The organism is Sulfuricaulis limicola (assembly GCF_002355735.1).
Lineage (GTDB): Bacteria > Pseudomonadota > Gammaproteobacteria > Acidiferrobacterales > Sulfurifustaceae > Sulfuricaulis > Sulfuricaulis limicola.
The window spans coordinates 250,124-274,293 of sequence record NZ_AP014879.1; the positions used below are offsets into that span (position 1 = coordinate 250,124).

At 58.1% G+C, this 24,170-nt stretch carries 20 protein-coding genes; 17 read left to right on the forward strand and 3 right to left on the reverse strand.

Annotated features, from left to right (window positions below; genetic code table 11):
- Positions 1–5: 5 nt before the first annotated feature.
- Positions 6–1,031 carry a COX15/CtaA family protein gene (locus tag SCL_RS01220; RefSeq protein ID WP_096359240.1) on the reverse strand — a complete coding sequence of 342 codons (1,026 nt, stop codon included), beginning with the start codon at positions 1,029–1,031 and terminating at the stop codon, positions 6–8.
- A 14-nt stretch (positions 1,032–1,045) separates the two neighbouring features.
- A complete protein-coding gene (locus tag SCL_RS01225) occupies positions 1,046–2,038 on the reverse strand; it encodes a COX15/CtaA family protein (protein WP_096359241.1) in 993 nt (330 codons plus the stop codon).
- A 318-nt stretch (positions 2,039–2,356) separates the two neighbouring features.
- Between SCL_RS01225 and SCL_RS14205 the strand changes: the two genes are divergently transcribed.
- The 10 genes from SCL_RS14205 to dsrB all read left to right on the forward strand — a co-directional run bounded on the left by SCL_RS14205 (position 2,357) and on the right by dsrB (position 12,553).
- On the forward strand, positions 2,357–2,524 hold the full coding sequence (locus tag SCL_RS14205) for a hypothetical protein (RefSeq protein WP_172425867.1): 168 nt from the start codon (positions 2,357–2,359) through the stop codon (positions 2,522–2,524).
- 18 nt (positions 2,525–2,542) lie between these two features.
- On the forward strand, positions 2,543–3,079 hold the full coding sequence (locus SCL_RS01230) for a cupredoxin domain-containing protein (protein WP_096359242.1): 537 nt from the start codon (positions 2,543–2,545) through the stop codon (positions 3,077–3,079).
- A 13-nt stretch (positions 3,080–3,092) separates the two neighbouring features.
- Positions 3,093–4,787: a cbb3-type cytochrome c oxidase subunit I gene (locus tag SCL_RS01235; RefSeq protein ID WP_096359243.1), complete on the forward strand. Its 1,695-nt coding sequence runs from the start codon at positions 3,093–3,095 to the stop codon at positions 4,785–4,787.
- 96 nt (positions 4,788–4,883) lie between these two features.
- Positions 4,884–5,750, forward strand: a complete 867-nt coding sequence (locus SCL_RS01240) for an SCO family protein (protein ID WP_096359244.1) — start codon at positions 4,884–4,886, stop codon at positions 5,748–5,750.
- A 146-nt stretch (positions 5,751–5,896) separates the two neighbouring features.
- Positions 5,897–7,492, forward strand: a complete 1,596-nt coding sequence (locus tag SCL_RS01245; protein ID WP_172425868.1) for a cytochrome b N-terminal domain-containing protein — start codon at positions 5,897–5,899, stop codon at positions 7,490–7,492.
- Entirely contained in the window at positions 7,470–7,868 is a 399-nt protein-coding gene (locus SCL_RS01250) for a bacteriohemerythrin (protein ID WP_096359246.1), read from the forward strand. The genes SCL_RS01245 and SCL_RS01250 overlap by 23 nt, the downstream gene beginning before the upstream one ends.
- A 135-nt stretch (positions 7,869–8,003) precedes the next feature.
- On the forward strand, positions 8,004–8,510 hold the full coding sequence (locus tag SCL_RS01255) for a hypothetical protein (RefSeq protein ID WP_096359247.1): 507 nt from the start codon (positions 8,004–8,006) through the stop codon (positions 8,508–8,510).
- A gap of 99 nt (positions 8,511–8,609) precedes the next feature.
- Positions 8,610–9,980 carry a cbb3-type cytochrome c oxidase subunit I gene (locus tag SCL_RS01260; RefSeq protein ID WP_096359248.1) on the forward strand — a complete coding sequence of 457 codons (1,371 nt, stop codon included), beginning with the start codon at positions 8,610–8,612 and terminating at the stop codon, positions 9,978–9,980.
- 238 nt (positions 9,981–10,218) lie between these two features.
- The gene (gene dsrA / locus SCL_RS01265) at positions 10,219–11,445 is read left to right on the forward strand and encodes a dissimilatory-type sulfite reductase subunit alpha (protein ID WP_096359249.1); all 1,227 of its coding nucleotides are present in this window, start codon (positions 10,219–10,221) and stop codon (positions 11,443–11,445) included.
- Positions 11,446–11,479: 34 nt separating this feature from the next.
- A complete protein-coding gene (gene dsrB, locus SCL_RS01270; RefSeq protein WP_096359250.1) occupies positions 11,480–12,553 on the forward strand; it encodes a dissimilatory-type sulfite reductase subunit beta in 1,074 nt (357 codons plus the stop codon).
- 64 nt (positions 12,554–12,617) lie between these two features.
- Here the strand turns inward: dsrB and SCL_RS01275 are convergent, their stop codons facing one another.
- Positions 12,618–12,800, reverse strand: coding sequence for a hypothetical protein (locus SCL_RS01275; RefSeq protein WP_096359251.1), 183 nt, complete (start codon positions 12,798–12,800; stop codon positions 12,618–12,620).
- Between the two features lie 333 nt (positions 12,801–13,133).
- Here SCL_RS01275 and SCL_RS13895 point away from each other — a divergent pair, with 333 nt between their 5' ends.
- From SCL_RS13895 to SCL_RS01305, 7 genes are all read left to right on the forward strand, one after another.
- A complete protein-coding gene (locus SCL_RS13895) occupies positions 13,134–13,556 on the forward strand; it encodes a hypothetical protein (protein WP_148664941.1) in 423 nt (140 codons plus the stop codon).
- 12 nt (positions 13,557–13,568) lie between these two features.
- Entirely contained in the window at positions 13,569–15,515 is a 1,947-nt protein-coding gene (locus tag SCL_RS01280) for a Z1 domain-containing protein (protein WP_096359252.1), read from the forward strand.
- 55 nt (positions 15,516–15,570) lie between these two features.
- Positions 15,571–16,635, forward strand: a complete 1,065-nt coding sequence (locus SCL_RS01285) for a DNA cytosine methyltransferase (RefSeq protein WP_096359253.1) — start codon at positions 15,571–15,573, stop codon at positions 16,633–16,635.
- Positions 16,636–16,658: 23 nt separating this feature from the next.
- Positions 16,659–19,865 carry an ATP-dependent helicase gene (locus SCL_RS01290; RefSeq protein ID WP_096361785.1) on the forward strand — a complete coding sequence of 1,069 codons (3,207 nt, stop codon included), beginning with the start codon at positions 16,659–16,661 and terminating at the stop codon, positions 19,863–19,865.
- 5 nt (positions 19,866–19,870) lie between these two features.
- Positions 19,871–20,284: a very short patch repair endonuclease gene (locus SCL_RS01295; RefSeq protein WP_096361786.1), complete on the forward strand. Its 414-nt coding sequence runs from the start codon at positions 19,871–19,873 to the stop codon at positions 20,282–20,284.
- A gap of 240 nt (positions 20,285–20,524) precedes the next feature.
- A complete protein-coding gene (locus SCL_RS01300; RefSeq protein WP_197702667.1) occupies positions 20,525–22,231 on the forward strand; it encodes a NosR/NirI family protein in 1,707 nt (568 codons plus the stop codon).
- A gap of 239 nt (positions 22,232–22,470) precedes the next feature.
- Entirely contained in the window at positions 22,471–24,135 is a 1,665-nt protein-coding gene (locus SCL_RS01305; protein ID WP_096361788.1) for a cytochrome D1 domain-containing protein, read from the forward strand.
- Positions 24,136–24,170 lie beyond the last annotated feature (35 nt).

The window sequence follows — 24,170 nt, forward strand, 5'->3', positions numbered from 1 at the left end:
GCCGCTCAGGCACCGCGGGACGCGCGCAGGGTGTGAAGCGAGTGCAGCGCGAGACTGAACAGCACCAGCGCGCCAGCCTGGTGTGCCGCGCCCAGTGAAACCGGCACGACATGCACCAGCGTGGCGACGCCGAGCCCCACCTGCACCACGAGCCAGCCAAGCAGCAGATGCGCCGCCCGCCGCGCACGATGCGGCAGGTCCGCGCGCGTCACCTGCCACCAGAAGAGCGGTATCAAAAGACAAAGTAGATACGCCAGCAGGCGGTGGTTGAACTGCACCGTGGCGATGTTCTCGAACAGGTTGGTCCAGAACGGCTGCATGGCATACATGCCTTCAGGGAAAAACCGGCCATTCATCAGCGGGAAGGTATTGAAGGCAAACCCCGCCTTGGTGCCGGCGACGAATCCGCCGGTGAGGATCATGAGGAACACCAGCATCGTGACGACGTGGGCAAAGCGCCGCAATTCCGGCGGCGCGCCGCCCGCCGGCCGGTCTGTCAGCAGGTTCAGCCCCATCCACAGGATATAGGCGTAAATCGCCACCGCCAGCCCGAGGTGCGCGGTCAGGCGGTAGGGGCTGACGCGCGGGATATCGACCAGCCCGCTCGCCACCATGAACCAGCCGAGCACGCCGTTCAGCGCCACCAGCAGTGGCACTGCTACCATGCGCGGGATCAGTTTTTTCTCGATACGGCCGCGCCACAGGAACCACAGCAGCGGCACCAGCGCCACGAAAAAAATCAGCCGGCCCCAGAGCCGGTGCAGGTACTCGAGCCAGAAGATTTTCTCGAAACCCGCGAGATCCATGCCGACGTTGATTTTTTGATATTCGGGTGTTTTTTTGTACAGCTCGAACAGCTCCTGCCAGTGCGCCTCGGTCAGCGGCGGCAGCGTGCCCTCGAACAGCCGCCATTCGACGATGGACAGGCCCGAACGCGTCAGGCGCGTGGTCCCGCCCAGCACCACCATGAGGAAAATCATGGCCGCCACGATCAGCAGCCACACGGCGATTTGCTTTCGATGTGCATTCATGGAAACAGAAATCCTCAAGTCCGTGGCGTCAGCAGGTGATACAGGTTCACCACCGACAGCAATAATAGCGCGGCTACCGCATTATGTGCCGTGACCAGGCTGAGGGGCAGGCTGGTGGCGATGGCGCCGATGCCGAGAGATATTTGCAGCGCGAGGAACACCAGCATCGCGATGCCGGTGCTGCGGTAACGGCTGCCCGACCCGAGGGCGCGCCAGCCGAGCCAGGCCATATAAAGGAATGTGAGCACCGCCCCCGCGCGATGCGCGAGATGAATGATCTTGCCGGTATCGCCGGTGATCACGGCGCCGGCATCGGTGGCCGGCAATACGCGCGCGAGGTTGAAACTCTCGCGCCACGGGCCGTCGGTCCAGGGATAGGCAGCGCATCCGGGCAGATCGGTACAGGCCAGCGCCGCGAAATTGGCGCTGACCCAGCCGCCGAGCGCAATCTGAAAGAAGACGACGAAGATTCCGAGGAGCGCCCATGGCCGCAATTCATGTCTTGGCGTGACTCCTGTTTGCGTTGATACCGAGCGTTGCCCCAGCCACCACAACATGGCCAGCATCGCCATGCCACCGAGCAGGTTGCTGAGCGTGACCCACGGCAGCAGCGGCGAAGGCGTCTTGTAACCCAGCACCGAGAGAAACACGGTCAGCCCCAGGACCGCGAGCGGGATCAGGACGGATTGTCCCGGTTGCCGGCGACGGCGCCAGGCCGCGACCACGATCCCCAGCACCAGCACCCCGAGCGCGGAGGCCACCAGGCGATGCGTCAGGGTGGCCCACGGCGGCACCAGATGCGCGGCGGCCAGCGATTCCGCGCCGCTTATTTCCGTTTTTATCAGCGCGTAACACGACGGCCATTCGGTGCAGCCGAGACCGCTGCCCGAGAGTCGCAGCCAGGCGCTCAGTATCACCACGATCAGCACCAGCATGATCGAAACGAATACCAGCAGCGTGTAAAGGCCGCTGCCGGATGCCTGGCGGTGAGGGGCGTGTGTGGTCATGGGCGGATCAGGTTAAGAGCAGCCGGCGATGATGACAAGCGCCGGATGGTTTTTTTGCTCTTGATGTTGGTCATGGCGAAATACCGGACGCCTGCTATTTTTATTGGCGATGCGATGGCATGCGTGATTGACCGGCGCCAGAGTTTAAAACATTTTTGGCCAAATTGATCTAAGTCAAGTTCCCGCGCTGCCCAATCAGTTTTAAATTCGCAGCGGCATTCCGTCGCAGTATTAGCAATTGGTTATATATATGGAGCCGGCGCGGCGCTCAGAGCGGCCCGGCACAATGGCCCAACGATCATCTCTGGAGGTGTGAACATGTCAGCAGCCAAAAACACGGAATCAGGCCGGGACGAAAAAGTGCCGGCGATGCAGCGGGTGCTGGATAACCCGTTTCTGCTGTTGTTCCTCGGCGTGACCATGCCCACGGTGTTTTACATCCTGTGGGGCGTCATGGAAATCGTCACCTTGCCCCTCGCCAAATAACAATCGGGAGACGCACACATGGCCCTTACCCCTCCTGCAGAACGACTGTGGTGGAAAGAACCGATCGAAGCTGTCGAGCTTTTCTGGGTCGCCATCGCGCTGGTGTGGGCGATCGTGATGTTCATCATGATGCCTTACTGGCACGTTTACGGTAAGCAGAATCTTTCCAGCGAGGCCTATCGCACCACGCCCGAGATGTATACCCAGAAAGTACAGGCGATGGTGGACAAGTACACGATCCGCACGGAAACCGCGCGCAACATGCCGGTGGTGCGCGCACCCGCGGGCGCCGACATCTACATGCTGGCGCGCTTGTGGGAATGGTATCCGGCGCTGGAGCTTGAAAAGGGCCAGACCTACCGCCTGCACCTGTCCTCGGTGGACTGGCAGCACGGTTTTTCGCTGCAACCGGAGAACATCAACGTCCAGGTCATTCCCGGCTACGAGATGGTAATGAAAATCACGCCCAACAAATCCGGCGAATTCTCGGTGATCTGCAACGAATACTGCGGCATCGGTCATCACACGATGATCGGCAAAATTTACGTGAAGTAAGGAGGAGAGGCCCATGGCGAATACTGCGGAATTCCGAACCTGTCCCGACACCGGCCTGCTGTTCCACAAGCCGGCCGAGACATTGATGAAACTGAACGCCGTCGCCGGCATCGTGTTCCTGGCTCTCGGCGGCGTGCTCGGCCTGCTGATGGGCCTGACGCGTTGGCCCACGGTGCACCTGTTGCAGGCGGATTCGTTCTACATGCTGCTGACTGCGCACGGCCTGAGCGTGCTGATCTTCTGGATCATTTTCTTCGAAATCGCGGTGCTGTATTTCACCTCCAGTACGCTGCTGCGATCGCGACTGGCGACACCGCGCTGGGCCTGGCTCGGCTTCGCGCTCATGGTGGTGGGCTCGATCACGACCATGGTCTCCATCTTCCAGGGCCGTTCCAGCGTGATGATGACGTCCTACGTGCCGATGTCGGCGGAACCGCATTTCTACCTCGGCCTGATCCTGTTCGCGGTCGGCGCCCTGATCGGCTGTTTCGTGTTTCTGGGCACGCTGGTGATCGCGCGCGCGGAACGCACCTATGGGGAAGGCTCGATTCCGCTGGTCACCTTTGGCGCGCTGACCGCCTGCATCATCGCCATCTTCACCATCGCCTCGGGCGCCATCATTTTGATCCCCACCTTCCTGTGGAAGATCGGTTACATCAACCATATCGACCCGCTGATGTACCGTATCCTGTGGTGGGGCATGGGCCATTCCTCGCAGCAGATCAACGTGTCGGCGCATATCGCCGTGTGGTACGCGGTGATGGGCGTGGTGTTCGGCGCGCGGCCGCTGTCGGAGAAGGTCTCGCGCTCGGCGTTCCTGTTGTACATCCTGTTCCTGCAACTCGCCAGCGCGCATCACCTGCTGGTGGACCCGGGCATCGGCACCGAATGGAAGATCTTCAACACCAGCTATGCCATGTACCTGGCGGTACTGGCGAGCATGATCCACGGCCTGACGGTACCGGGCGCGATGGAGGCGGCGCAGCGCAAGCGCGGCTTCAACAAGGGGCTGTTCGAATGGCTGCGCAAGGCGCCGTGGGGCAACCCGTCGTTCGCGGGCGTGTTCCTGTCGATCCTGATTTTCGGTTTCCTCGGCGGCATCTCCGGTGTGGTCATGGGCACGGAGCAGATCAACCTGATCATCCACAACACCCTGTACGTGCCGGGACATTTCCACGCCACCGTGGTGGGCGGCACCACGCTCGCCTTCATGGCGCTGACCTACTGGCTGGTGCCGGTACTGTTCCGGCGTGAAATCATTTTTCCGTCGCTTTCGAAATTCCAGCCCTACCTGTTCGGCATCGGCATGGCCGGATTCTGTCTGTTCATGATGGGCGCCGGCACGCTGGGCGTGCCGCGGCGGCACTGGGACATCTCGTTCAGCGGCGCCATCTTCGGCCATCAGTTTCCGGAAACCGCCTACCTGCTGCTGGGCCTGACGGGCATCAGCGTCATCCTGGCGGTGATCGGCGGCGGCCTGTTCATCCTGCAGATCGTCGGCTCGGTGTTCTTCGGCAAGCGCCGCGGCGAGACCAGGGGCCCGGTCCCGCTGATCGCCGAGCCGGTGGCGCCGGGCCTGCATGGCATCGGCATCGGCGGGATTTCCGTGCCCGGCACGCTGGTGCTGGCGCTGGTGTTCCTGACCGCGTTCATCCTGTACTACTTCGTCAACTGGAAATACCTTTCTCAAGTCTGGGGATTGGGCTGACCAATCGGGTTGTAATACGCGGACCACTGGGCCGGTTCGCGTAAGGGAGGCCGGGCAGGCTGAGCCTGCCCGGCCGTTCCTTTGTTATGATGGTGCATGCATTTGATCTCGTTAATTTCCCGTATCTGCTTGATCGCCGGCCTGCTCGTGGCGCCGGCCGCCGTGGCTGTCACATCGCATGACGCCAACAGGCACAACCCGCCGCCGGTGTCGGCGGCAGGGAGTCCGGCATCGAAGTTCGATGAAAAGGCCGCGCTCGCCCTGAGCCAGGGCGTGATCGGCAAGACCGTCGGCGATTACACGCTGACCGCGACCGACGGAAGCAAGCGGCGCCTGTCGGAGTATCGCGGCAAGCCGCTGGTGATCAGCCTCATTTACACCAGCTGCTATCACATCTGCCCGACCACGACGCAGCATCTTGCCAAGGTGGCGCGCACGGCGCGCGGCGCGCTCGGGCAGGAGAGTTTCAATGTCCTGACCATCGGTTTCGACACGCCCAAGGACACGCCGGTGGCCATGCGCCAGTTCGCCCGGGATCAGGGCATCGACATGCCCGGCTGGCAGTTCCTGAGCGCCGACGCGCCGGCAATGGAAGGCCTCACCAAAGATCTCGGCTTCATTTCCTATGCCGCGCCGCACGGCTTCGATCACCTGATCCAGGCCACGGTGATCGACGCGCAGGGAAAGATTTACCGCCAGGTTTACGGCATGACCTTCGATACCCCGCTGCTGGTGGAGCCGCTGAAAGAACTGGTCTTCGGGGAACCGGTCACCCCCTCGCTGCTCTCCAGCCTCAGCAACAAGATCAAGCTGTTCTGCACGGTCTACGACCCGACCACCGACAAGTACCGCTTCGATTACTCGATTTTCCTGGGCCTTTTCATCGGCGCCAGCTCTATCGGCATCGTGAGTTTTCTGGTGCTGCGCGAGTGGCGGCGCACACGCCGTCGCCGGCAGGGTTGACCCGGGCCATACTCTGTTTCCCAAACGAATATCAAAATGATCTTGAACCGCCAAGGCGCCAAGGCGCCAAGAAAGCGGGTTTTAGAAATTGAAAACTTGGCGTTCTTGGCGTCTTGGCGGTTGATTCTTTTTATCAGGGTTCCAGCTTGATTGAGGCGCTACAGCATGCGGGCCGCCGGGCGTTTGCGCTGGTCGAGAACACCTTCGATGCCGCCTTCGGCCCCCGGATCAACCCGTTTTATCATCTCGGGGCGCTGGGTTTTTTCTTTTTCTGGATCGTGGCCGTCAGCGGCATTTATCTCTTCATCTTTTTCGAAACCAGCATCGACGGCGCCTACGGCTCGGTCGAATACCTGACGCACACCCAATGGTATCTCGGCGGCGTCGCGCGCAGCCTGCACCGCTATGCCTCGGATGCGATGGTGATCGTCGTACTGCTGCATCTGGCGCGCGAGTTCGTACTGGACCGCTACCGCGGCGTGCGCTGGTATGCCTGGCTCACGGGCGTGATGCTGTTGTGGTTCCTGTACGCCTCCGGCATCAGCGGCTACTGGCTGGTGTGGGACCGCCTGGCCCAGTACATCGCGGTGGTGACCGCGGAATGGTTCGACTGGTTGCCGCTGTTCGGCGAATCCATCGCGCGCAACTTTCTCGACAGCGCGACGGTCAGCGACCGCTTCTTCTCACTGATGTTCTTCATGCACCTCGGCATCCCGCTGTTCCTGCTGCTCGGCATGTGGATCCATATCCAGCGCATCAGCCGCGCCCGGACCAATCCGCCGCGCGCGATCATGCTCGGCACGCTGGCGGCGCTGACGCTGCTGTCGCTCGTGTACCCGGCGTTGAGCCAGGGACCGGCTGATCTCGACACCGTGGTCAGCGTGGTCCGGCCCGACTGGTTTTATCTCACGCTTTATCCCCTGATCGAGGCCTGGTCGCCGGGCGCCATCTGGGCGGTGGCGGGCGGCGGCAGCTTGCTGCTGATGCTGCTGCCGTGGTTGCCGCGCCGGCGGGAGGCGGCCGCGGCCGTGGTCAGCCTGCCGAATTGCAACGGCTGCGGACGCTGCTTCGCGGACTGCCCCTATAGCGCGGTGATCATGCAGCCACGCACCGACGGGCTGCCGTATGCCAGCCAGGCTGCGGTGGATCCGGATTTGTGCACGGCCTGCGGCATCTGCGCCGGCGCCTGTCCCACGGCCACGCCGTTCCGGCGCACCACGGAACTGGTGGCGGGCATCGACATGCCGCTGCTGCCGGTGCGCGCGATGCGCCAACGCACGCTGGATGTCATGGCCCCGCTTTCCGGGCCGGACCGCGTGCTGGTGTATGCCTGTCGCGGCGGTAGCGACCTGGGTGCGCTGGAGACAGCGGGCGTCGGGGTGGTCACGCTGCCTTGCGTCGGGGCCTTGCCGCCTTCCTTCATCGATTTTGCCCTCAGTCGCCGCCACGCCGATGGCGTGATGCTGGTCGGCTGCGCCGCCGGCGACTGTTACCAGCGCCTCGGCGTAGACTGGACGGAACAGCGCCTGGCGGGACAGCGCGATCCTTACCTGCGCGGCCGGGTGCCGCGCAACCGGGTGGCCACGGTCTGGGCCGGACCGCGGGACGGCGCGGAACTGGCGCGCCGGGTCGCCGCGTTCCGGGCACAATTGCGGGACATGGGCCCGACCCCGCAGGGCGGAACGCCATCCGGTTCAACTGCACAGAGCGAGATGCGCAATGTCACTTATCGAATGGGATGAGAAATTCTCCGTCGGGGTCGCGGCGGTGGATCACGAGCATCGCGAGCTGATCGGGCTCGTGAATGAAACCTACGACCGGCTGCAACGTCCCGACGCCGGCGTCACCGTGCCGGATTTCCTGGGCGAGATTTATGCGCGCATCTCCGCCCACTTCGCGCTCGAGGAAAACCTCATGCGCGCGAAAAATTACGCGCAGTTCGCCGAACACAAGGCGGATCACGAGCGTCTGCTGGACGAAATCCGCGATATCATGGACGATTACGAGGACGGCGACAGCGAAGCTTTCGATGAACAGCAGTTCGCGTTGCGCCTGGGGGAGTGGTTCACCGGGCACTTCCGCACCCACGACGCGCGGCTGCACCGGAATCTGGACTAATGAAGAGAAATTTTTATATGAATATTCAACGCAGAGACGCAGAGGACGCAGAGATTTTTCTGCTAAAGAAACTCAGTTTTTCTCTGCGTCTCTGCGGCAAGAATTCATATAAATAATGACGACAAGAGGCAAGCCATGCTGAAAAAGATCATGCAATATTCCGGGCAGGCCCTGTTCTACGGGTTGTTTGTGGCATTTATCGGCTACTTCTCGGTGGCCCCGGCCTACGTGCATTTCCCGTCCGACCAGGCCCTGATCAAGGTCAGCTTCAGCCATGCCGGGCAACCGCTGGAGGAGTGTCGCGTGCGCACCGCCGAGGAACTGGAAAAGCTGCCGCCCAACATGCGTCTGCCAACGCAGTGCGGGCGCGAGCGTTCTCCCGTGACGTTCGAACTGGAACTGGATGGCAAACCGGTCTACCGGGCGGAACTGCCGCCCCGGGGCCTCTCGCGCGATGGTGCCTCCACCGTGTATCAGCGCTTCCCGGTGCCGGCGGGGCAGCATCGCTTCCGCGCGCGTTTGAAAGACAGCGTGCGCGTGCCCGACTTCAACTACACGAAGGAGGCGGAGATGACCCTGGCGCCGGGCCAGGTGTTCGTGGTCGATTTCAACCCCCGTGCCGGTGGTTTTATATTTAAATAAAAATCTTGAACCACAGATGAACACAGATACACACAGATAATTAAAGTTTCTGGTTTAATCCGTGTTCATCTGTGTTTATCCGTGGTTTCAAAAATCATAATGAACCTTTCCGATTTCTCGCTACCGATTCCCGACGACGCGCGCCGCAGCCTGGCGCGCGGCTGGCTGCTGCTCGGGCTGGCCTCGCTGCTGGTCTCGGGAATTTTCTCGGTGCTGCTGGTGCTGGCGCGCGCGCCCTACGTGCAGGATTTTTTCCCGTGGGTGGATTTTTTCCACACCGCGCTGGTGGTGCACGTGGATCTTTCGGTGCTGGTGTGGTTCCTCGCCTTTGGCGGCGTGCTGTGGAGCCTCAATTCCACGCCGCGCTTTCTCACCGCCGGCCGGCTGGCGCTGTTGCTCGCCGTGCTGGGAACGCTGGTGATGGCGACTGCGCCGTTCCTGGGCGCGGGCGAGGCGCTGATGAGCAACTATATCCCGGTGCTGCAACACCCGCTGTTCCTGGCCGGCCTGCTGCTGTTCGCCGCCGGCACCGGCGTGCTGGTGCTGCGCGCCATGGGCGCGATCCCGCCGGTGGGCCAGTGGATGCAGGGCGCGGCGGCGCTGCGTTTCGGGCTCAACACGGCGGCGGTGTCGACGATGCTGGCGCTCATCGCCTTCGCCTGGTCGTACTTCGCGGTTCCGGCGGCGCTCGCCGGCAAGCCGTATTACGAACTGCTGTTCTGGGGCGGCGGGCATGTGCTGCAATTCACCTACACGCTGCTGATGCTGGTGTCCTGGCTGTGGCTGGCCTCGGAGAGCCGCGTGCGTCTGGCCCTGAGCCCACGCGTGGCGCTGATCTTTTTCGGCTTCGGGCTGATCGCCGTGTTTTTCACGCCGATCATCTATTACTCCTACGCCGTGACCTCGGTGGAGCACATCAAGCTGTTCACCTGGCTCATGCAGTATGGCGGCAGCCTGGCGGCGCTGCCGCTGAGCTTGGCGCTGTTGCACGGGTTGTGGCGCGCGGAGCGCGCCGAGGGCGACGCGCAGCCGCTGCGTGCCGCCTTGATTGCCTCGATGGTCCTGTTCGGCGCCGGCGGCGTGATCGGTTTTCTCATCACCGGTACCAACGTCACCATCCCGGCGCATTATCACGGCAGCATCGTCGGCGTGACGCTGGCGTTCATGGGGTTGACCTATTATCTCCTGCCGCATTTCGGTTACCGCAAACCGGGCACGAAACTGGCCCGGCTCCAGCCGTATCTCTACGGTGGCGGTCAGTTATTGCACGTGTCGGGGCTGGTGATTTCGGGCGGTTACGGCGTGCAGCGCAAGGTCGCGGGCGCGGCGCAGGAGCTCGACACGGTGGAGCGCGTCGCCGGCATGGGGCTCATGGGGCTGGGCGGACTGATCTCCATCGTCGGCGGCTTTCTGTTTATCTATATATGTTACCGCGCCATATGGCATGGGCGGGCACAGCGTGCGCCCTGAGACGATGCAGTAAATCCTTTCTGCCGAGGCGGGCCGTTACACCCGCCCCTTCTTTAAGTCGCTTTTTTACACCCCGAAAGAGATAGATTTCGTTATCTCCGACAGTAAAGCCGCCGTATTGCCGTTCATGGTTGATCCAAATCAATCACAGACGCCGCGCATTTCACGATCATGTCTGCCTCGGAGCCGGCCATTCCGGCTCACGCACAAGAGTCATCCCCGTTCGTTGGAGGCACACATGAGCAAAAAAATGCACGCTACCCCCATGCTGGATCAGCTCGAAAGCGGTCCCTGGCCCAGTTTCATCACCGGCATCAAGCGCCTGGCCAAGGACAACGACATGGCGGTCGATCTGCTGGGACAGCTGGAACACTCCTACGAAACCCGCAAGGGTTACTGGAAGGGCGGCACCGCGAGCGTGATCGGTTACGGCGGCGGCGTGATTCCGCGTTTCTCCGAGGTCGCCGAGAAATTTCCCGAGTCGAAGGAGTTCCACACCATCCGCATCATGCCGGCGCCCGCCATGCACTACGACACTGCCACGCTGCGCAAATTCTGCGACATCTGGGAGAAGTTCGGCTCCGGCCTCATCGCGCTCCACGGCCAGACCGGCGACGTCATGCTCCAGGGTTGCACCACGGAAAACATCCAGCCCGCCTTCGACGAGTTCAACAAGCTGGGATTCGACATGGGCGGGGCCGGACCGTCGGTGCGCACCGGGATGTCCTGCGTGGGACACGCGCGCTGCGAGCATTCCTGTTACGACGAGGGACGCGCCCACCGCGAGGTGCTGAACAGTTTCATCGATGACATCCACCGGCCGGCGTTGCCGTACAAATTCAAGTTCAAGTTCTCGGGCTGCGGCAACGACTGCATGAACTCGGTGCAGCGTTCCGACATGGCCGTGATCGGCACCTGGCGCGACGACATCCAGGTAGACCAGGCGGAGGTCAAGAATTTCGTGAAGGCCAAGGGACGCGAGTACGTGATCGACAACGTCACCACGCGCTGCCCGACCCAGTGCCTGAAGCTCAAGGCCGACGACACGCTCGAGATCGACAACCGCAACTGCGTCAGATGCATGCACTGCATCAATGTCATGACCAAGGCGCTGTCGCCGGGCAAGGACCGCGGCGTCACCATCCTCGCGGGCGGCAAGCGCACGCTCAAGATCGGCGATCTCCTGGGAACCATGATCGTGCCGTTCATGAAGCTGGAAACCGACGAGGATTTCGGGAAGCTGGTTGCGCTGAGCCGGAACCTCATGGAGTTCTGGGTGGAAAACGGCTTGGAGCACGAGCGTTGCGGCGAGATGATCGAACGTATCGGTCTTAATAACCTGATCGAGGGCCTCGGCATGGAGGTGGATCCGAACATGGTCCGCCACCCCCGCACCAATCCCTATGTCCGGCTGGACGGCTGGGACGATGAGATCGAGCGCCTGAAACAGGTCAAGGCCGGCTGAGCAATACGAATTACGAATTCAACGGAGGTTATCCATGTCAGCACAACCACGCATGCCCACCGAATCCGGCACGCCGGATCATTTTCAGTACATGCATCCCACCCTGCGGCGCAATTACGGCCAATGGTCATGGCACGAGCGGCCGCGCCCCGGCGTGCTGCATCACGTGTCCCGCACCGGTGACCAGGTCTGGACCGTGCGCGCCGGAACCCAGCGGCAGATGGACGTGCACACCATTCGCAAGCTGTGCGACATCGCCGACAAATATGCCGACGGCTATGTGCGCTTCACCATCCGCTCCAACATCGAGTTCATGGTGGCGGATGAAAAGAAGGTGAAACCGCTGATCGAGGCGCTCACCAAGGAAGGCTTCCCGATCGGGGGCACCGGCAATTCCGTGTCCATGATCTCGCACACCCAGGGCTGGTTGCATTGCGACATCCCCGGCACCGACGCCTCGGGCGTGGTCAAGTCGTTGATGGATGAACTGCACCAGGAATTCATTAACGAGGACATGCCGAACCGGGTCAAGATCACGACCTCCTGCTGCCAGATCAACTGCGGCGGCCAGGGCGACATCGCCATCAACGTGCAGCACACCAAGCCCCCCAGGATCAACCACGATCTGGTGGCGAACCTGTGCGAACGGCCGAGCGTGGTGGCGCGCTGCCCGGTGGCGGCGATCCGGCCCGCCATGGTCAACGGCAGACCGTCACTGGAAGTGGATGAAAGGAAATGCATCTGCTGCGGCGCCTGTTATCCGCCGTGCCCGCCGATGCAGATCAACGATCCGGAGCACTCCAAGATCGCCATCTGGGTCGGCGGCAAGAATTCCAACGCGCGTTCCAAGCCCAGCCTGCACAAGCTGGTGGCCGCCGGCATCCCGAACAACCCGCCGCGCTGGCCGGAGGCGGCCGCGGTCGTGAAAAAAATCCTCGCCGTGTACAAGCAGGACGCGCACGCCTGGGAGCGCATGGGTGAATGGGTCGAGCGCATCGGCTGGCCGCGCTTCTTCGAGCTGACCGGCCTGCCGTTCACCAAGTTTCACGTCGACAACTGGCGCGGCGCGCGCGCCAGCCTCAATACCTCGGCGCACGTCCGCTTCTGACGGTAGTTTCAATTGGAAAAAACCAAGGGCGGGGGAGACCCCGCCCTTTGCGTTGGCGCGCGGCTTACGAACGCATCAGGTGGCCGATGATCTGGAACGAGACGACGGAGAGCACCAGGATGATGACGAAGAAGATGACGGAGCGGTTCTCGAACGGGCGGCCGCGCGACGTCTCGATGCGGTCCAGTATCCAGTCGGAGACGAAATAGAGCCCGATGGCGACCAGCGTGAAGTAGATTATTTCCACCGTGTTTGCGCCTGTTGATCGATTGCCGCCGGATTCTATCGTGTTGCGCGGCCTGGTGTTTGACTGAAATCAATGCCCTTAAATTTGCCCGCAGAAGACCCAAAGGACCTGTTTCTCCAGTGCGTTGACCTGCGAGCCATAGGGGAGCACCAAGGACGGAGATTTGTGCGCTAACCCGGGGGAATATTAGCGTTCGCTAAAAAGCCCGAGCACTTTACGTATTCGGGCTTTTTTGATTTGGTGAGGGTAATATTCACTTTAAGAAAAACGTTTTAATAATTTAAGAGAACATGAATTTGATCTGATTTATCCAGCGTTGATGGGCCAACAAGAATGGCGATAAAGAAACAGGAATTTTACGAGGGAGCAGCACTTCACCTATTAGCTCGCACGGGTGAGATCATGAGTATTCAATACGAGCCCCCATTCTTTTTCTTAAATAATCAGCTTTTGGTCCACCTGAAATACAGCACGCGAGGTCGTAGTCCATGGGGGTTCTCGTTTACTGCCGACGAACAATTGCTTTTGCGGGCTAGAGCTTCTGAATTTAAAACCGTGATTGGACTGATTTGCGGCGCCGACGGTGTGGCTGCATTCACGTACGATGACTACCTTAAGGTCGCTGCTCCAAGAAAATCTACGATTCATGTAGCTTGTTATCGTCTACATGGTGAGCATTACGAGGTGAATGGCCCGGATGGAAAGCTAGACGGAAAGGTGGCGCCATCAGATTGGAAAAGAATTCTTCAGTTTTGAGGTAATAACGCAATGAAACATCGTGACCAAGTCTTGGCGTTGTTGCAGAAGCAGATTGGCAATGCTGACGAGGTCAGGGAAATTAGCGAGACCGCTGAGGAGGTCATCAGTAAATGGGTCAATCCGTTGAGCGGAGGGAAGGAAGAAATAAACGGCCTTATCTATGGTTTGGTTCAGAGCGGAAAGACTGGGGTCTTAACGGTCACAGGTGCTATGGGTGCAGATGAGGGATACCGAACAATCGTCATTCTGACTTCCGACATTGATCCGCTTTATCAGCAGACTCTAGGGCGAGTACAAGAGGCTTTCCCTGGAATCGATATTATCGGAAAAAAGGATTTTAAGGATGCCGATGCTTTCATTCAGCGAATTAAGGGTGAGACCTGCGCTATTGTCACATCTAAGAATTCCGGTCTGTTAAGGACTCTCATTGAAAATTTTAAAAAGGGCAGGGTGCGGGGGCTTACCTGCTTGATCATCGACGACGAAGCAGATCAAGCCAGCCTTAACACACGAGAACGCCGTGCCGACGGCACTAGGAGTACGATTAACGACAGAATTGCGGAGTTGCGCGGCTTTTTCGAAAAGAACACTTATTTACAGGTAACGGCTACTCCGCAAGCCCTGTTCCTGCAGACCCCCGGGCATGATTTCAGACCTAAGTTCACCGTCTTGAGCCATCCCGGTTCTGAATACGTTGGGGGTGAGGATTTCTTTGGAGATAGATCGAATCTCGTCAGGGAGTTCGATTTGAACGACATCACTATCCTTGCTCCCGGTCCCCAGCCGACCCCAACGCTTGATATTCCAAAATCCCTTCTGCGAGCTTTGGATACGTTCATGGTTGCTGCGACGTTCAAGCGGAAAAAGGAAGCCGATCAAAATTGCGCTTTCCTTTGTCACGTAAGCACCCGCACAGACGACCATAAACACATCGTCGATCTACTGCGGAAGTACAAGACAGACTTGGCCGCTGGTGTGAAGGGAGGGAATCATACGATCATTAAGCGGCTTAAGGCCGCTTATGACGATTTAGCATCGACCCATGATGGATTAAGGGCAACCAGTTTTGAAGAACTGGTGGAAGCTATTGGATTTTTCTCGCCGGGTATCACCGTCAAATTAGTCAACGGTGAGACAGACGAGGATGTGGCCGTCAGATCGCCTTACAACCTTTTTGTCGGCGGAAACAAACTTGGCCGTGGAGTCACCATAAAGAACCTGCTGGTCAGCTACTATGGACGTAACCCGAAAAAGCCACAAGCTGACACGGTGCTACAGCATGCCCGCATGTACGGTTATCGCAGGAAGGATATCGGGTTGTTGAGGTTGTTTCTTCCTCGGGAGCTACACATCGTCTTCAAGGCCATCAACAAGATGGAACGCGGATTGCGTGACCTTATCGCCCGGAATCCGACAGAAGAATTCCGCGGGGTATACGTAGAGAGCGGACTTAACCCGACACGGAAAAACATTTTGGCACCAGGTGCAATTGGAGTGTACTCCGGTGGCAGCAATTACAACCCTGCACAAATCATGCGTGATGAATCTGTAAAGGTATCTACAGAGAAGTTAAATAAGAAGCTGGAAAGTATACCTGATGAGAGTTACGCAGAGATGCCTATTGAGGATATGCAAGCTCTTATCCGATTGACGATCCCAGATCAGGCACAATCCGAACATGTTTGGAATCCAATTGCGGTCGCAGAATCGCTCGTTCAATTCGCCAATCTCCATAAGCAAACGACAGGCTACGTCTATGTAGATCGTGATCGTGAACTTGAGGCTAACCGCCGTGAGACTCAAGGAATCTTGACTGGTGGTGAAGCTGATTTAGTGCCACGTGACAAAATCACCATATTTATGCTTAGGACCGGCCATGCTCGCGGGAAAAATCCTGCTTGGTGGCCACAGATTAGATTTCCGGATGGACGCTATGCGTTCGCTTTTGCGATTTAATTTGACACGAAAAAATTCTCCCCGTGATAGTTTTTATGTGGAATAGTGCACAATTATGCCAGCCAAAAAACAGAAAGACGGACGTAAAAAAATACAAAAGGCGCCACGCGCTATTGATTTATTTTGTGGATGTGGGGGCCTCACTTTAGGCATAAAACAGGCTGGTTTTAATGTTGTCGGAGCTGTGGAGATTGACTCGCTGGCGGTACAAACCTACAAAGTAAATCATCCCGAAGTTCAGGTTTGGCATAAAGATATCCGCAAACTTACGTCTCCTCAGATCCTAAAGGCACTTGGTCTGAAACGCGGCGAACTCGATCTTCTTGCCGGATGTCCACCATGCCAAGGTTTCAGTGCGATACGTCGGCTCAATGGCGGACGCCGTATCAGAGATGAGCAAAACGATCTGATCTTTGAGTTTCTCCGCCTCGTTAGAGGACTTCGACCAAAGGCCATCATGATGGAGAACGTACCCGGCCTTGCAGACAATGCACGTTTGCCGAAACTCAAATCTGCGTTGAGGCAGTTGGGCTACATCGTGAATGTGAAAGTGAAGGATACCCGCAATTTCGGCGTACCTCAGCGGCGACGCCGGCTCATTCTCCTGGCTGGTTATGGTGCCGAAATCCCTTTTGCGGCACCCGCTCGTCGCATTCACACCGTAGGAGAGACGTTTGCCAAACTTGGAAAACGTCGTGCAAAGCGCGACGTTCTGCATAATCTGCCCGAACAGCGTAGCGAGAAGGTAAAACAACTCATCCGGTTGATCCCCAAGGATGGAGGCAGTCGAATAGATTTGGACAAAAAATGGCAGCTTGAATGCCACCGGAAATGCGATGGTTTCAGTGACGTTTATGGACGCATGAAATGGAATGACGTTGCGCCGACTATCACCGGCGGTTGCTGCAATCCATCCAAGGGACGGTTTCTCCATCCAACAAGAAACCGCTCGATCACTCTGCGAGAAGCCGCGCTGCTTCAGAGTTTCCCACCTGATTACTACTTCTCTCTCGAACGTGGGAAATACCCTGCTGCTCAAATGATTGGTAACGCCCTGCCCCCGGAGTTCATTCGTCGACACGCTACTCAGATTGCGAGAGTCTTAAAACGACTTTCGTGAAGTTCGAGCGCACCATAATAAATATGGCTGACTTGAAACAACTGCTGCTTAATAAGCTTACCCCTCGGCAAGCAGATGCTGTGCAATCCCCGAAACGGCGTGTACTTGTCGTTGCCGGTGCGGGCTCAGGTAAAACTGAGGTAATGGCGAGGCGCATCGCTTGGTGGGTGGGAGTTGAAAATGTGCCGAAAGACCAAATTGTCGCCTTTACATTCACGGATCGCGCAGCTGAGGAGATGAAGTTTCGCATCCGTACTTGGCTTGGGAAAGTCACGCCAAAAGGCGAGGAAGTCGCGCTTGGTGGAATGTATGTGGGAACGATTCATGGCTTCTGCCTTGCCAAGATTCGGGAGTTTTGGCCCGATGAGTATCATAACTATGACATTCTGGACGAAAGTGCACGCGCGGCACTGATACTTCGCGGATTTAATGGCGTGCTGGCCTTGAGAGAGCTACGCGCGGCGTTACCAAAACGCCAGGATGGTTCTCAGGCTAGTCAATCGGAAACCTTCGAGCAATTCACGCAAGCCTATGACCAGCTTCAAGAGCATAACCGGTTCGCAGTTCGCCTGCCAAAATCACCTCCTCCGATTGAACTTGGCGAAGCGGAGGAAGAGTGGTGCAAGAAGGCAAAGCTTCTTACCGACGTTGGTTCTTCAGAAAGCGCAAAAGCGCTAGCCGTTTCCGCCGCCCGCTACTACGCCTATCTGCGCTGCCGGCGATTTCTGGATTTCAGCACGTCACAGGCAGAGTTTATTCGCTGCCTGGAAGCTGATAAGGAAAGACGAAAGGAATTGCAGAAATCGAATGTTCATCTCGTTGTCGATGAGGTTCAGGACATCAACCCAATTCAAATGCAGCTCATCCGTCTATTGACTGACGAATCTGGCAGGCTTATTTCTGTCGGCGACCATAGGCAATCTATTTACGGTTTTCGCGGGGCTAAAGTAGAGCTGATCGCCGAGCTTTGGGAAGAATTCAAAAAGGACAAGGACGCCGAGATTGTTGATTTGCAGGAAAACTTTCGTTCGACACAACGAATCATCCACGTTGCAAACAAATGGGCGGAAACAATCGGATCGGTCAGATCGATGGAAACACTCGCTATGAAGCACGGGAGTAAACATCGAACCGACCATCACCCTTCACATGTTGCGTTGATAGGTTTTGATAAACGAATTGACGAAGCTCAATGGATTTCGCAAGCAATTCGCGAAATTGTTCCGACCGAAGCGCAAGGTGCGTTGCACGATAAGCGCGACGGTAAACATCGTGGGCTTACACTTTCCGATGTTGCCATATTGGTTCGTTCGTCCACGGACGTTCGCACATATATGCGAACTCTAGAGAAAGCCGGTATTCCTTCGATTGTCCGAGCAGGCCCTGATCTTTTTTCGCAGCCTGAAGTTCTGTTTCTCATTGGCGCAATCGGAATTACTGCGGGCATTGACCAGTTTTACGGTTCTAAAATCGGAAATAAGAGCCTGCCGAAACGTATTGAGTCTGTCCTTGCTTGTGCGCCTGAGCCAGAAGCTGTTCTTCGTGCAGCGGCTCGACAATTGCGATCGTCCCAACTCGCGATGAGCCGTGAGGTAGAAGACAGAACGGTTCTTGCTGCCACAATGATTCGCGAGAGGATCGAGGGCAAGTCATTTCACACAGGACAAACGAAGATACTGAGAACGCAGGGATTGAGAAATTTTCTTGAACGGAAACAGGAACTGCGTCGTCTTTTTCCGCAGCAGCTTTTTCATTGGCTGCTTTCGGAAGCGGAAGTGGAAAACTGGGACACCTGTGAGGGGAGGGGTCAGGCCGCGATGTATCACTTGGGCGCTCTGAGCGGGTTGATTACGGGAATCGAAACACCGGGCTGGACAAACACGAAATCATACAAATGGCAGATCATCGGCCTCTGCCAGTATGGCGCGGAAGATGGCCGCGCGAAAGAGCAGCCGCTCATGGTGCAGCCTGAAGCTGTCACGATCAGCACAATTCACGCGGTCAAGGGATTAGAGTTTCCAGCAATATTTTTGGCTGATGTTTGTGCTCGCCGGTTTCCCTCAAATAATGCTCGTCAAAAGAAGAAACTGCCGTTGGGTGAAAAAATATCCCATGATATTGATGTTGAGGGACTTTCTGATAACGAAAATCACGACGGCGAAAGGCGTTTGATGTATGTAGCGTTGACTAGAGCGGAGAGATTTCTATTTATAAGCCACTCTGGGGAAGAAACGTCAAGATTCATTCAGGGGGTCAAAGGAACAAAGAGGAAACCAGGCATCCCCGGTTTACGCAAGATCATTGAAGAGTCTGGTGGTCGTGTCACAAATGATTCCGCGGCTCTGTTGCGCGAGCTTAAGTACGCACCCAAAGAACACATGCGCGATTTGCAACTCGCGACTTCGTTTTCCGACCTTCGCTACTATTTGGCGTGCCCACACGATTTTTATCTGAGAAAAGTCATGGGATTCGCGCCAACGATTGATCAAGCATTCGGTTATGGTCGTGGTGTTCACAACCTTATGAGAGCGATTCATGCTGAACCGCAACGTTGGGTGAGGTTGGCCGGCGATCGAAGGAAGCTTGAGGCGGAAATTCAAAAGCAAATTGACCGCGGTCTTTTCTATCTACGCTATACAACGGGCGATCCGGCAAAAAACATGTGGAAAAAGGGGATAGAGGTTGTCGCAGATTATATCGAACGTTTTGCTGGCGAACTCAATGGCCTGATGTTTGAGCCGGAGAAGGCCTTTGAAACGCTCGTCGAATATCCTGACAAGGACGGGGGAGCATTAGTTTCAGGAGCAATCGATCTTGTCAGACACGATGATCCGCCTAGAGTTACACTCATTGATTTCAAATCGGGTGATCCTGATTCCGACAAACACACGAAATTGGACGAGGAGGAAATGAAGTTGCAGCTTGCGATCTATGCGCTCGCGGCGAAGAAGGAGTTGGAATACCAACCAGAGGAGGGGTTGGTTCGGTATCTTGGCGCGAAACAGGACGACAAGCGAGAACTGCGCGTTCCGTTAGATAAACCGCATCTTGAATCTGCACAGAGCCGAGTCGCACAAACTGCTGCCGAAATCCGTGATCGAAAGTTCAATAGCGGGCCGAAAGCTGCTGCGGCTGAAGGCAAATGCCGGTGCTCCATTTGCGACTTTGTTGGAATCTGCGGTCAGAAGGAAGCGGGCGTATATAAAAAGTCTAAGCCCAATGCATGGTGATACAGATGGCCGATGTATTCTCAAGTCAAAAACGCTCTGCCATCATGGCTCGAATTCGTGGCCGCGAAAACAAACGGACAGAACTTGCATTAGTAGGCATTTTGCGACGCAATAAAATCACCGGTTGGCGACGACACCAGCCGTTGTTCGGAAGGCCTGACTTTGTTTTCCACCAGCAGCGTTTGGTTTTGTTCGTGGATGGCTGCTTCTGGCATTGTTGCCCAAAGCATGCAACACAGCCGGGGTCGAACCGCGCATTCTGGATGCGAAAACTTCAGCGAAACCGGGCACGCGACCGGCTGGTAAATCAAACATTGCGTAAGGCCGGGTGGAAGGTGGTTCGTATTTGGCAGCACGATCTGACCCGGAAGAACGAAGTACGGGTAGTAACCCGCATCAGCAAACGCCTCGCTCTTTGAATAGGTAAGTTCAGGCTCAATTGATCATTTTTTTGGCGATGAATGACCGCATTTGGTTTATAGCGGAAACCCTAACCTGAAACACTCCCTTAGCGTTTCTTGATCGCACTTATTCGCTCGGATTCCATGGTTTTGCAGGTGTATGATTGACACACATCAAGGCCACTCTAACCTCCGTATATCAGCATTCATGCGATATTCTTTGTGGTTTACTTACGATCCTGTACACATGAGTATTTCGTGAAATACCCGGCCATTATCCTGCGCCTGCTGATGCTGTGCCTGCTCGTGGTCGTGGCGGCCACGGCGCGCGCCGAGACCATCGATGCGCGCTATCCGGCGGTGAAGGGGTTTTTCCCGCAGGCGGACCGCTTCGGCGCGATCGAAGGCAATCCGCCCGCCGCCGCCGTTTACCGGGGCGACCGGCTGCTCGGCTATGCCTACCTGACGGCCGACATCCTCCGCATCCCGGCTTACTCCGGCCATCCCATCAACACCCTGGTCGGTTTCGATCTGGCCGGGCAAATCGTCGGCATCCGCATCGTCGAACATCAGGAACCCATCCTGGTGGTGGGCATCACCGAGGAACGCCTGCAGCAATTCGCGCGGCAGTACCAGGGCAAGTCCGTGTTCGACGACGTCGTCATCGGCGCCGGCACGCCGGGTCAGGTGGCCATCGACAGCATCTCCGGGGCCACCATCACGGTGATGGTCGAGAACGCCACCCTGATGCGCAGCGTCCGCCGCGTGGCCGAAGCGCGCGGCCTTACGCCGCCGGCCCTGCCCGTGGCCGCGCAAGCGCCGGCCGAACCGGTGCAGCCGGCAACGACCACTTTCCCGGCAACCTCGGATGCGCCGGTCTCACGGCCGGCTGCCAGCGCCCCGGGTACTGCCGCGCCGCGCGCGTCCACGCCGCTGAAATCCGGACCCGCTTCCATGGCCGCGGCCGAGGAGGAACCCATCTGGGTCGGCGTCTGGCGCCAACGCACTTTCCAGATTGCGATCATGATCGCCGGCCTGACCATCCTGACATTGATATTGGTGTTCCAGGACTGGCTCGCGAAACGGCCGCGCCTGCTGGTTTACGTGCGCGACGGTTTTCTGCTGTACACGATTTTTTTCATCGGCTGGTATTCGCTGGCGCAGCTCTCCGTCGTCAACGTGCTCACCTTCACGCATTCCATCATGCGCGGTTTTCAGTGGGAAGGTTTTCTCATCGACCCCATGATGTTCATCCTGTGGTCGTTCGTGGCGGTGACGCTGCTGCTCTGGGGGCGCGGCGTCTATTGCGGCTGGCTCTGTCCGTTCGGCGCGCTGCAGGAGCTGACGCAGCAGATCGCGCGCCGGTTCAATATACGCCAGTTCGAGTTTTCCCAGATGGTGCACGAACGGCTGTGGGCCCTGAAGTACATCATCCTGCTGGCGCTGTTCGGCGTATCGCTGCAGTCGCTGGTGCAGGCCGAACGCATGGCCGAGATCGAGCCGTTCAAGACCGCCATCACCATGCGTTTCCAGCGCGAGTGGGGTTACGTCCTGTTTGCCGCCGCGCTCATTCTGGTCTCGGCCATCAACCGCAAGTTCTATTGCAAGTATCTCTGCCCGCTCGGCGCGGCGCTGACCATCCCGGGCAAGTTCCGTATTTTCGACTGGCTGCGACGGCACCGCGAATGCGGCCGTCCGTGCCAGGTATGCGCGGTCGAATGCGAGGTGCAGGCGATCCGCAAGAACGGCGAGATCAACGCCAACGAGTGCCACTACTGCCTCGACTGCCAGGTGACCTACTGGAACGACCGCAAATGCCCGCCGGAAGTCGAGCGGCGCAAGCGCCGGGAACGCGCGCCGCGCGCGCTGGAGCTGGTGCGGGCGATGGAATCGCACATGGGCCCCTCCGGCCTCGACGACGTCGGTCCTGGCTGCGACGGATGCTCGCGCCGACCCGAGCGCTGAAACCCCTTTCTCGCGCGGATTCGCGCCAATTTTCAATTTTTGATTTGACTCATATCAAGTGTGGTTATTCTTGATTTATATCAAGGAGTGACCACGGCCTGAAACATACAGTGCGTCCACTGCAACGATTCTGAATGGTTTTTCTCATCTTTGACGCGGAGGAACACAATATGAAGTATAAGCACGCAGCATTCGCCGCCGGTCTGATTACAGCGACGGCGCTGTCCTTCACCAGTGCCATGGCGGAGGAAAAACCTTCCGGCCATCCGGGCACGCCGGAAACCGAGATGCGCTACAAGGGCGCGCCGGTACCGATCAAGCCCGAGGAGGCCGAGACCGTGGTGTCGCCGAAGGCACCGGCCTTGACCACGGCGGAATTCACCCGCGCCAAGCAGATCTACTTCGAGCGTTGCGCCGGTTGCCACGGCGTGCTGCGCAAGGGCGCCACCGGCAAGCCGCTGACGCCGGACATCACCCTCAAGAAGGGCACCGATTACCTCAAGGTGTTCATCAACTACGGTTCGCCCGCGGGCATGCCGAACTGGGGCACCTCCGGCGATCTCACCGCCGAGGACGTGGACCTCATGGCGCGCTTCCTGCAACACGAGCCGCCGACGCCGCCCGAGTTCGGCATGAAGGAAATGAAGGACACCTGGAAGGTTCTGGTCGCGCCCGACAAGCGTCCGAAGAAGAAGCTGAACAACATCAATCTCGCCAATCTGTTCTCGGTCACGCTGCGCGACAGCGGCGAAGTGGCGCTGATCGACGGCGACACCAAGAAGATCGTGAATATCGTGAAGACCGGCTACGCGGTGCACATCTCGCGCACGTCGGCTTCCGGCCGCTACCTGTACGTCATCGGCCGTGACGCCAAGATCAACCTCATCGACCTGTGGATGGAAAAGCCGGACAACGTTGCCGAGATCAAGATCGGCCTCGAGGCGCGTTCGGTCGACACCTCCAAGTACAAGGGCTATGAGGACAAGTACGCGATCGCCGGAGCCTACTGGCCGCCGCAATTCACCATCATGAAGGGCGACACGCTCGAGCCGATCAAGATCGTCGCCACCCGCGGCTTCACGGTGGACACGCAGGAGTATCATCCGGAACCGCGCGTGGCCTCCATCGTGGCCTCGCACTTCAAGCCCGAGTTCGTGGTGAACGTCAAGGAAACCGGCAAGATTCTGATGGTGAACTACAAGGATCTCGATAACCTCGAGGTCACCGAGATTGGCGCCGCACGCTTCCTGCACGACGGCGGTTGGGATTCCACCAAGCGCTATTTCCTGGTGGCCGCGAACCAGTCGAACAAGATCGCGGTGGTGGATGCCAAGGAAGGTGAGCTCGAGAAGTTGGTCGACGTGGGCAAGATCCCGCACCCAGGACGCGGAGCGAATTTCATTGATCCCAAGTTCGGTCCGGTGTGGGCGACGGGGCACCTCGGCGACGATACGATCGCGCTCATCGGTACCGATAAAGAGAAGCACAAGGCGAACGCATGGAAGGTAGTGCGTACCCTGAAAGGCCAGGGCGGCGGGTCGCTGTTCATCAAGACCCATCCGAAGTCCAAAAACCTGTGGGTCGACACCGCGCTCAACCCCAATGCCGAGATCAGCCAGTCGGTGGCGGTGTTCGATATTGCCAATCTCGACAAGCCTTACCAGGTCGTGAAGATCGCCGAAATGGCGGGCCTGGGCGAGGGTCCGAAGCGCGTGGTACAGCCCGAGTACAACAACAAGGGCGACGAAGTCTGGTTCTCCGTGTGGAACGGCAAGACCCAGGAATCGGCCATCGTCGTGGTTGACGACAAGACGCGCAAGCTCAAGACCGTGATCAAGGACAAGCGCCTGATCACGCCGACGGGCAAGTTCAACGTGTATAACACGCAGCACGACGTCTACTAGTATCCGTGGCAATATGGGGCGGGAGCCATCCCGCC